General features: G+C 45.8%; 2 protein-coding genes and 1 pseudogene. All 3 read left to right on the top strand.

Features of this window, described 5'->3' with window-relative positions:
* Positions 1-246: pseudogene (locus tag ACFILZ_RS09780) on the top strand (phage tail protein); the annotation flags it as partial.
* A 42-nt stretch (positions 247-288) separates the two neighbouring features.
* Positions 289-702: a hypothetical protein gene (locus ACFILZ_RS09775; protein WP_375611057.1), complete on the top strand. Its 414-nt coding sequence runs from the start codon at positions 289-291 to the stop codon at positions 700-702.
* 131 nt (positions 703-833) lie between these two features.
* A partial coding sequence (locus ACFILZ_RS09770) for a phage tail tape measure protein (protein WP_375682388.1) occupies positions 834-1,402 on the top strand: 569 nt, incomplete at its 3' end.

Genomic DNA, 1,402 nt, shown 5'->3' with positions numbered 1-1,402 from the left:
TCTGAAGAAGATGGGCGTGAGCATGAACATTCCATTGATGTGACAGGGCGGTTGGTCAAAGTCGATAGCGAAGGCTTAACAGCTGGGAAAGCCACAGGCTATGATTGCGAGATCAAAAATATTTGGGACTATACGGAATTTTGGGATGGTTCTGTTTTGCACCGCTTTTCTTTTAAACGGGGCGGCTGGCTTGTCCGCAATGGGCAAGAGATCGGTTCTCGCCGCCGCTCTATTCTCAACTTATAAGCTCTCATTATTGATAGGGTTCTCAATTTATAGGAATTGATCATGACAAGTTTACAAACCAGCATTGACGTGGAATTGCAGGTTCCGCTTCCTTATCAAGATAAAGGTGGCAAAGAATCTCTCTGCAAGAAACTGACCTTTTATCGCCCAAATTTCAAGCAAGCACGCCAATTAGCGGTGTTGATTGGACCGCAGTTGGTAGAGCTCGTTCTGCCCGCTGTAGAAGAGGATAAAACCACTTTGAGCAATGATGTGCTTATCACGAAGCTTTCTCAAGTTTTGTTCACAAGTGAGGCAACAGAAGGCATCACAGCACTTTTGGCTGATATGTCACGTGAATCTATTGAATTGATTGATCGAGTTGATGTGATGGATATTGTCGCAATATTGAAGGCTTTTTTTGCTTTTTTTACGCAACGCCAATCCTCTCTGCCAGACAATTTGGGGCAGAACTAGCCCTTTATTATCACTGGGCGCCTTCAGAGATTAACCAGATGGATTGGCTGGATGTGATTGCCTATCGAGAAGAACTCGCACGCCTGAAAGCTCAAGAATATGAAAGCCATCAGTTAGGATAAAGAATCGTCATGGATGTTTCCCTTGTTGTGCGTTTTGTCAATCATCTGCAAGAGGGGATCGCTTCTGCCAAGCGGGATCTTGCAGCCTTTAGTTCAGATGTTGCGCATTTCCAAAACAAGACAAGGCAGCATTTTAAAGGGTGGTTTGACCCGGAGCATCTTGAGGATGCGACAAAGAATGCGGAAAATGCTTTTATCCAAGCGCGGGGGCGTATGGTGGGTGCCATTGCGCAAACAGCAACCTTAATTGCACCGCTCTATAAAGCCATGCAATTTGATCAATCGATGAAGGGACTAGAAAAGGTTCTCGATGCCCCCCTTGATCGCTTAAAGGAATTGCGCCGTTTTGCGCTTGAAACCTCCACCAAGATTCCGTTAGCGGCGCGTGAAGTCTTAGAATTGATGACCAGTGCCAGCCAAGCAGGGATTGGCGAACAAGATCTGGAAGCTTTTAGCATTTATGCCGCTAAAGCAGCTGTAGCTTTTGATATGACGGGAGATCAGATTGGGGAGCGCTTTGCCAAATTGCGCAATGTCTTTAAGCTTAATCAAGCAGGCATTGAAGATCTAGGCGATGC

The sequence above is a fragment of the Bartonella sp. AP40SXNS genome (assembly GCF_042195825.1).
In the GTDB taxonomy this organism is placed as follows: Bacteria; Pseudomonadota; Alphaproteobacteria; order Rhizobiales; family Rhizobiaceae; genus Bartonella.
Note: the sequence above shows the minus strand (reverse complement) of the source record. Positions and strands in the feature narration are given on the sequence as shown.

Coding starts and splice junctions, on each gene's coding strand:
- ACFILZ_RS09775 (WP_375611057.1), top strand. CDS start 289: ATGACAAGTTTACAAACCAGCATTGACGTGGAATTGCAGGTTCCGCTT.